Annotated in this window: 4 protein-coding genes and 1 pseudogene; all 5 read right to left on the reverse strand. The window is 42.5% G+C overall.

What is annotated here, in order from left to right; genetic code table 11:
• Nucleotides 1-65: 65 nt before the first annotated feature.
• Nucleotides 66-2,630 (reverse strand): alpha-glucan family phosphorylase, encoded by a 2,565-nt coding sequence (gene glgP / locus K8S13_RS18055; protein ID WP_291464693.1) that lies wholly within the window; start codon nt 2,628-2,630, stop codon nt 66-68.
• 26 nt (nt 2,631-2,656) lie between these two features.
• Nucleotides 2,657-6,994 (reverse strand): amylo-alpha-1,6-glucosidase, encoded by a 4,338-nt coding sequence (locus K8S13_RS18060; protein ID WP_291464694.1) that lies wholly within the window; start codon nt 6,992-6,994, stop codon nt 2,657-2,659.
• A gap of 2 nt (nt 6,995-6,996) precedes the next feature.
• Entirely contained in the window at nt 6,997-7,329 is a 333-nt protein-coding gene (locus K8S13_RS18065) for a histidine triad nucleotide-binding protein (protein WP_291464696.1), read from the reverse strand.
• Nucleotides 7,330-7,347: 18 nt separating this feature from the next.
• On the reverse strand, nt 7,348-8,082 hold the full coding sequence (locus tag K8S13_RS18070; RefSeq protein WP_291464698.1) for an NAD-dependent deacylase: 735 nt from the start codon (nt 8,080-8,082) through the stop codon (nt 7,348-7,350).
• Nucleotides 8,083-8,130: 48 nt separating this feature from the next.
• A pseudogene (locus K8S13_RS18075) lies at nt 8,131-8,357 on the reverse strand (HesA/MoeB/ThiF family protein); the annotation flags it as partial.

The following is an 8,357-nucleotide window of genomic DNA, read 5'->3' on the forward strand; positions in this document are numbered from 1 at the left end:
GTTACAATCAAGATTCTCGGTTTTTGTACCATTTTCTCTTTCCCCAGGTTGTCTTGTCTATAATTTTAATCCTCTCCATGGACCCAGGTAATAAGGCCTGGTGTATGACTGTTTAATACCTCATCCCCTTTGGGAATCACCCTGGCCGTATAACCAAAGCGTCCTGAATCCGAACAAGTGATGGTACATGCATAAATGTGAGCGCCTTCGGATATGGTTTCCTGCAGCCACATGGTTTCTGCCATGCTGCCTTCAAGATGATCTGAGGATTTTACTTTGCCATGATAAACCTGGACCTCGACCTCTTCCGGGGTCAATTCACCAAGAAAAACCTCAAGAGTGATCCTGAAGGTATCCCTAACAATAAAATCAGCCTCAGTGGTAAGCTTGGGTGTTGATACTCGAATGCCGCTCCACAAGGATATCAACCGGGACTGGGTCAGTGCCAGTTCCTTGGCTTTCCAGGCGGAATCTTGAGTCAACAGTTTAAAATTTCTTGATGCCGGGATATAGAATCTTTCCGAATACTCCCGGACCATCCGGTCACTTGAAAAATCTATTATAGCCATTTTCATGGCCTCTTTCATCATCTTTATCCACTTTTCGGGTGGATTACCTCTTTTCCTCTCATAAAAAGTTGGGATCACATCATTTTCAAGGATATTATAGAGGGCCTGGCTTTCAACCTCATCCTGGTATTCATGATCCTCATAAGCATCTCCGTTTCCAATACTCCAGCCCCGGCTCTCCCTGAATCCTTCACACCACCAGCCATCAAGAATGGAAAGATTCAACCCGCCGTTTGCAGCAGCTTTCATGCCTGACGTGCCGCAGGCTTCATTGGGTCTTCTGGGTGTATTAAGCCACACATCACATCCCTGGACCATGTATCTTGCGATATTGATATCATAATTTTCAAGAAAGACTACCCGGTGCCTGACATTGTGCAGCCTGGCAAATTCAACAATTTGTTTGATGATATCCTTGCCCTCATTATCATTGGGATGGGCTTTGCCTGCAAACACTAGTTGGATGGGTCTGTCTTCATCAGTAATGAGTCTTGTCAAACGCGGGATATCTTTCAATAAGAGCCCTGCCCGTTTGTAAGTGGCAAACCGCCGGGCAAAACAAATGGTCAGCACCCGGTGATCCAATACACTCACCACTTCATCCAGCACAGTCCTAGGGGCATTTCGCCTTTCATATTGTGCCAGCAAAGTATCCCTGCATTTTTTTATCAAATTGGATCGATCCAGTTCATGGACATGCCAAAGGTCTGCATCCTCAATATTGTCTATCCTTGAAATCAGATTTGGGTTGCCTTGCCTGTTGGACCAGTCTGAGGATAAATAACGTTCAAATAAAGCATTTTTATGCCGGGAAAGATAAGAACAGATATGGACACCGTTAGTGATATGTGAAATAGGAATTTCTTCGACGTGGCGCCTTGGCCATAAAGGCTGCCACATAGTGCGAGCCACCTGACCGTGAAGCCGGCTGACACCATTAATGTAGCCGGATAATTTAGCACCAAAAATAAACATGGAAAATTTGCCTGTATCCTTCATGCCATGGGGCTCTCCCCAGGAGAGCAGTTCATCGTTTGAAATGGCAAATTTATCGGCATAGGGCTGGATATAGGGAAGTATTAATTCTTTTGGAAATTCATCATGCCCTGCAGCCACAGGAGTATGGGTGGTAAAAACACAGCTTCTCTTACAAATTTGAAATGCACTTTCAAAATCCACATCGTATTTGTCCATGATAATACAAATTCGTTCCAACCCGGCAAAGGCACAATGTCCTTCATTCATATGACTGATGTTAGGAAACATATCCATGGCGCTCAATATCTTTATCCCGCCAATCCCCAATAATATTTCCTGGGCAACCCGGACTTCGCCATGGCTGGCATAGAGTCTTGATGTAATATCCCTGATGATAACTGGATTTTCCGGCAAATCGGTATCCAGTAAGAATAGTCTGATTTTACCAACCTTTAATTGCCAGACACAGGCTGTGATCAAGCCCTCGGGTCCCGGTATTTCAATTTTGATTTCAAAGCCGGAGCTGTCCTTCACCTTTTGAACCGGAAGATCAAACATGTCATTAAAGGGATAGGTTTCCTGCTGCCACCCGTTATGGTCAAGGAACTGCTTAAAATAACCTTCCCGGAATAACAGACCAATACCGGTCAACGGGATTCCCAGAGTAGAAGATGCTTTTAGATGATCTCCGGCAAGAACCCCTAGACCGCCTGCAAAAAGCGGCAGTGATTCATGGAGACCGAACTCCATGGAAAAATAGGCAATCGTCTCTTTGGGATCCAGATCAAATTCCTTGATTTGTGATACATAGGAAAACATTCTTTCAAATTTAGCCTTTACCCGCCCAAGATGCCCCAAAAAACTTTCATCCTTTGAAAGGTCATCAAATCGTCTCTGGGATATATGAGAAAGAAAAGCCACGGGATTTTTCCCGATTTTTTCCCATTGTGCAGGATGAATTCTATGAAATAACTCAATGGCTTCAGGATTCCAGCACCACCACAGGTTCCTGGCAAGATAATCCAGAAAAGACAAGGGTTCCGGGATAGCAGGATATACTTTGTAAATTTGTACCTCTTTCATATGTACACAATCTCCTATTACAAAAATTAGTGTGATAACTTATGCATGACCCTGGCAAACTCACCTGTGCCCCAAGCCTGCGCATCACATCCCCTTGCCGTGTGGGGATAATCACCATCAAGAATTTCAGGAATATATCCTGCGACACCTTTTCGCATCAAATGAATCACACTGCCCAGCCATGCAAGGCTTGTCGGAATGCTGTTTTTACCAAATGCCTTTGCCCATGCTTCACAAAATATTGGAAACTGCCACGTCCATGCTGTTCCATTATGATAGGCAGGTTTTCTCTGCGTGTCTTCATCCCCCTTGTATTCTCCCGAATACGGAGCGTGGGGGTCCTTTAACAATTTATCATTATAAATAATATTGATGGGAGTTTCAACCTTTGAATCAGCAAGGCTTCTAATCGCTCCCGGAACAATTAATTGTCGGCAGGTTTCAACACATTTTCGTACTATTCTCTTGTCTTTTATTACATCAAATGTGAACAAAAACAATTGGTTCGGTCTTAATGCATCATCCGGGACAGCGTTTTTTGCCCCGACAGGGCCATGGGAATGAAGACAATCTGAAAAAAAGCCGGATCTTTTATTATAAAAAAGATCCAGCACGGCTTTTTGAACTGTTTTGGCTTTTTCCTGCCAGTCCATTTTATTTTCTGCATCAACAGATGCCAGAAAAGCAAGTGCAGTGTACCATAACGCCTGAATCTCAACAGGATATCCCTGTCTTGGGGATCCTGCCGGAAAATTGGTATCCATCCATGTAAAATGAGACGGGCTATACAGCAGCAGGGTTTCAGGATCGGCAACCACCCCTGTTTTGGTTCCTTTTATCAGGGAATGGGCAATGGATAGAAGAATATCCAAAACCGTCCGATTATCAAGGGTTTCATTTAAAAAATCCTTGCTTTTCTCTTTTTCAGTCAAGTCCTTGCAACAGGCAAAAAACCATAATGGTGCATCGGAAGTTTCAATATTCCGGGCATCCTCACCACAGATCATATTCGGTAAGGTCCCATTGTCTTCAAACCTGCCAAACAGTCTTAATATGGCTCTGGCTTCTGAAAACCGACCCAGTTCAACCAGACTTCTGCAAAATATCAGACTGTCTCTTCCCCAGTCCAGAAACCAGGGGTATCCGGCAATCACGCTCTTATCACTGCCGCGATTCACAATAAACGCATCAAGACTTCTATATACTGCCTCAGAAAGGGGCATTCCTTTTTCAAAAGTTTTAAATTCTAATGATTTCAGTTGTTTATCAAAACCGGTTTTCATATCTTTACTTTCAATTACACCCGCATTGAGCAATACCTTTTCACCCCCCAGGCAAAAAACCGTAAAATATCCCGGACTGAAAAGATCAGAGTCGGAATCAAGACCTCTCTGGGCTTCCAAAGGACGATGGACCATATAGTGCCATTCGGGCTCGTGCACGAACTCACCTTTTGATATGTTTATACTGAGAGTTTTCCCATTTGAAAGTAAAAAGGAAAATCCTTTTTCAAAAGCAGAAACAGCCTCAGGCCATTGTTTTTCAGGCCCCTTAAATGCCTTAACAGTCTCATGGAAACTTCTGTCTTCAATATCAGGCCTGATGATAATGGTGATCCCTTTGTCATCATTTAGAAGAAATGCCTCATTGTCAGTGGATTTGGCTCTCGACAGGGTTAAATAGGTATGATTGTCTTCCGGATCAATGGCCAGGTAGAGCTCCAGAGCATAATACTTGCCTTCTGACGTTGGGATATGAAACAGCCATTTTCCTCCATGATCATAGGAAAATGTAAACTTTTCAAGACAATCCAATGCAAGTTCTATAGAGTATCCCTGAAAAACAGCCCAGATTCTATACCTTGAAAGCACCATCCACCTGTTTTCCGGTCTGTTTTTGGCCATATTTGCCCCAAGCAGGGCATCATACCGGCTGTCAAGTTTACCCCAAAAGGCAGCTGCCCGCATCATGCTCCCTCTTTTATTGGTACCCAATAATTTCAAAAAAGGAGTTTTTACAATTTCTTTTCTTGTAAAGGACGAACTCATATATAGAGCATCACAGGGGGCAAGGTATAATAATGAAGCTTTTTTAATCTGCGTGCCATTGGTTTCAAATACCCTTAGATTTAACGTATATTCTTTATGTTGATTCTTTATTTCCTGTGGAAAAAAAAGAGCAAAAAAACCTTTTCCATCAGGAGTTGGGATTCCCTCCTCATATCCTATGGATGTTTTGTGGGATATTTTAATTGATTTTTTTTCATTAAGAATTTTGGCCCTGAACCCGGTCTTGCATTTTACCAAAAGGAAGAACCCCGGTGGAACCATTAATTGCCGTTTCAAATCCCTTTGGAAATCAAATACAATCACCCGGCTTTCTTTTGACTCATTGTTAAAAGAACGAATGAATTCAACAGGATCATGGGCAAATGACAAGGCTTCTTGTTCGATATCAGCGCCTTTTACATTGCCGTAGCCCTTGAACGTAGTATGAATCGCTAATACTTTAGCCTTTAGCTTTTGCAAATAAACCCTTTCCGGGGTCTGGCTGTTGCTTTTTCCCTTTTTTTCAATAAGTTTAACATCATCCGGATCAGGGGTCAGTGCCAGAATTTCTCCCGGTGTCAGTCGTATCACACAATGATCATCGACTTTTTGGGTTTCGATTTGGGCCCCTGAAATCAGATCAAACAACATTGTTTCTTTAATATCGGCGTCCTGTCTTTTCCAGGATGCCTCACTGGAGTTTTCACAATCAAGATTAATTAAAACGAGCAGTTTTTTTTCCCGGGTCTCATTGTATCGCAGCAAAACCAGGCACTCGGATTGATTTTTATGAATCAATTCAAGCCGAGTCTGTGCAAAAAAGGTGGGGTGATTTTTTAATATCAGGGTCAACTTTGAAATGTGTTCCACCTGATTTTTCTTGTTTCCCCAGTTCAGGCTACCCGATTCATGGACATCAATCTTTTGAGTGGCAAACCATTCTACCCCGTTGGCAAATCCAAATCCGCCGCATATTGAAAAAAGAGCACAAAGTGAAGTTCTCATTTTTGCATATCGTCTTGAAACAGATGCCAGGCGATTATTGTCATGGGTTTCTGCAAAATGAATGGTATGCCCGCAGGTGTTTGATATTTCAAAGACGATTGGCAGGTAATCTGATATTTCCTGTCTAGTATAATTTTGGAATAATTCGGAATAGGCAAAGTTAAAGTTGGCCCTGCTTAAAATTTCGCGTGTTACACTAACCTTTCCCCCAAGCCCTTCCAAAAAGAAAAGCGTTTCAGGATATTGCTGTCTTACTTTTGCAACAATATATTCCCAGGCTTGGACCGGAATCATATAGCCGGCATCACACCTGAACCCGTCAACACCCCTATGACACCACAGCAAAAAAACATCTGCCATATATTTCCAAAGATCAATATTTGAATAATCCAGTTTTGTTAAATCTGCCCAGACCACACCCCAGGCGCCAGGAGCCTCTATCTTTCCATCTTCACCCCTGACCAGCCATTCAGGGTTACTTCCATGGATAGAGGCTGCCCATCCGGTATGGTTAATGGCAATATCCATAAATAAATAGCCATTATGAAAATGAACCATATCGGCCAGCTCCATAAACTGTTCAAGGGGGGTTGCCGAAGGGTCAAACTCAGCCAGAGCCGGATCAACTTGTGTAAAGTTCAAAGCGGCATAAGGGCTGCCAAACCGTCCCATTCTGGCATAGGTGGTGGGAGTGGGATGTATGGGGAGCAAATGGAGGACACGGCAGCCAAGGTGCGAAAAGATAAACTCTACTTGCTTTTTAAGATCCCTGAATTTTCCTGATTCAGGAATAACGGTATACCCTTTTGCATCAAGTTTTTCAATGATGGATGACAGGCCCTTTTCACCAGGTTCTCCAGATTCTCCCGGCACACCGGATTTGGATCTGCCGAACTGCCTGACAAAGGCATTGTAAATAATATTGGCACAACAGGTGCCGGCCGGTTCCACATTCAAAATACAATTATCCCCGGTTGGCCAGATAGGGGTGGTGCTTTTTTCCGGGGCAAAAAAACACTTTGCCTGAAAAAACCCTGTCTGGTGCAATGGAAGCGTAATTTTAAAAACAAAGTCGGTTTCCGGCTCCATTTCAATATCATACCAGGCTTCATCAAGCTTTATTTCATTTTTTTCCACACGCCTTATGATTTCTTTTTGTGCGATGACAGCAGAGCCAAGATTGGTTCTCACCCATGCCTTACCTTTTACCTTGGCCGGGAGCGTTAAAGTAAACAGAACACAGTCGCCACAATACATAACCCGGGATTCACCGGGAAGGGGAGATTGAGTAATATTCAGCAAGGTTTTCATACTTATTTTTTCCATCCGCTAATTAAATGAAGATGTATATGAAAAATTACCTGTCCACCACCTTTTTCAACATTGAACAAAAGCTTATATCCGGAGTTATTAACGCCCTGGTCTTTTGCCATATCTCTGGCAAGCATGAAAAGGCCTGAGATAATGGATTCATCTTCTTTTTGCAAATCATTAATACTTCTGATATGTTTTTTGGGAACCAACAGCAGATGAACCTTAGCTGCTGGCTTGATATCCCTGAAAACAACATAATCATCATCTTCATATAAAAACCTGGTTGGGACGTCCCGGTTGACAATTTTACAAAACAGGCAGTCACTGGGCATTAAAACTCCTTTAAATAATTATAATTTATCGATCTCTTCCATCAATTTTTCCATGGCAATACTTGCCTTTTCCTCAAGAAAAATATCAGTGACGGAAAAGGTATATTCGGACGTATAAGGATTTATTTCAATAATTTTAGCACCATTTGATTTTGCAATGGATGGAATCGTGTTTGCCGGTACCACGGTCCCTGTAGTACCGATCAAGATAAAGCAGTCTGCCTTTCTTGCCTCGTTAAATGAATGGGTGCTAGCAGATTCGGGAATGGCTTCTCCGAAAAAAATCACATCCGGTTTTAAAATGCCGTCACATTTTTTACACACCGGAGGCAGAACATTCAGATCAATTTGAGAAATCTTGTATTTTGCCTTGCATTTAAGACAAACAAGACTTTTTAAAGACCCGTGAAATTCATGGACAACTTTACTGCCCGCATCATAGTGCAGGTTATCCACATTCTGGGTAATCACTGAACTTAACATATTGTTGGCCTCAAGTTCTACAAGGGCATAATGGGCTGGATTGGGTCTTACTTTTCCAAACAGGTCATAAAAAATTTCCCGGATCACCTCCCAGGATTGTTGGGTATGGCTGTAAAAATATTGGATATCAAATGTTTGGGGGTCATATTTGTTCCAAAGGCCATTTTCCCCCCTGAACGGCGGGATACCGCTTTCCACGGAAATACCCGCACCGGTAAACGCGACACACCGTTTGGATGATTTAATAATCTTTGCTGCCTTGGTGTACATAAAAAACCTCTCTCTATCAATACAGGTTTAAAATAAACAAATCCAGGGTCAAACCAAGTCCATGATATCAAAGGTATTGGTCCATAATTCTGCGATCAATAATTTATTGCGAAGAATATCTCCGCGATCCAACAAAACTTTCAGACATTCAGAGGATTGAAGAGCTGCAACAAAAAGCGCGCAATAGGCAATATTACCGGTCCTTGTCTCAATTCCTTTTGATTGTTTTCCCCCTTTTTTCCCATATATCAGCTCATACCCCTTATCACCGGGAA

This window comes from Desulfobacula sp. (genome assembly GCF_021107415.1).

Excerpts from the sequence above, each read along its gene's own strand:
- glgP (WP_291464693.1), bottom strand. The coding sequence starts at position 2,630 with ATGAAAGAGGTACAAATTTACAAAGTATATCCTGCTATCCCGGAACCC.
- K8S13_RS18060 (WP_291464694.1), bottom strand. The coding sequence starts at position 6,994 with ATGAAAACCTTGCTGAATATTACTCAATCTCCCCTTCCCGGTGAATCC.
- K8S13_RS18065 (WP_291464696.1), bottom strand. The coding sequence starts at position 7,329 with ATGCCCAGTGACTGCCTGTTTTGTAAAATTGTCAACCGGGACGTCCCA.
- K8S13_RS18070 (WP_291464698.1), bottom strand. The coding sequence starts at position 8,082 with ATGTACACCAAGGCAGCAAAGATTATTAAATCATCCAAACGGTGTGTC.